Origin of the sequence: Microbacterium mangrovi (assembly GCF_000802305.1) — a bacterium.
In the GTDB taxonomy this organism is placed as follows: Bacteria; Actinomycetota; Actinomycetes; order Actinomycetales; family Microbacteriaceae; genus Microbacterium; species Microbacterium mangrovi.
In genome coordinates this window covers 1-249 of the sequence record NZ_JTDK01000047.1, presented here as the reverse complement: position 1 = coordinate 249, position 249 = coordinate 1, and the positions used below count along the sequence as shown (strand labels likewise).

The window sequence follows — 249 nt, the reverse complement described above, 5'->3', positions numbered from 1 at the left end:
TCTTTCTTCTGCATCTAAAGCCTTGCCCATCAAGTGCTTACCACAATCATTTTATCGACGTATGCAGCGCTTCTTTGCAGGTCAGTATTTTGATTATCGTCAAATTTCTCAGTTGATTTTCAATATGTTTTCATTCGACCAAGTGCAACTGACTTTAGATAGAACCAATTGGAAATGGGGAAAACGAAATATTAATATCCTGATGCTCGCAATCGTTTATCGTGGAATAGCGATACCTATCCTTTGGAC

At 38.2% G+C, this 249-nt stretch carries 1 pseudogene; it reads left to right on the top strand.

The window, feature by feature from the left end:
* Positions 1 to 249: pseudogene (locus LK09_RS21280) on the top strand (IS4-like element ISAba33 family transposase); the annotation flags it as partial.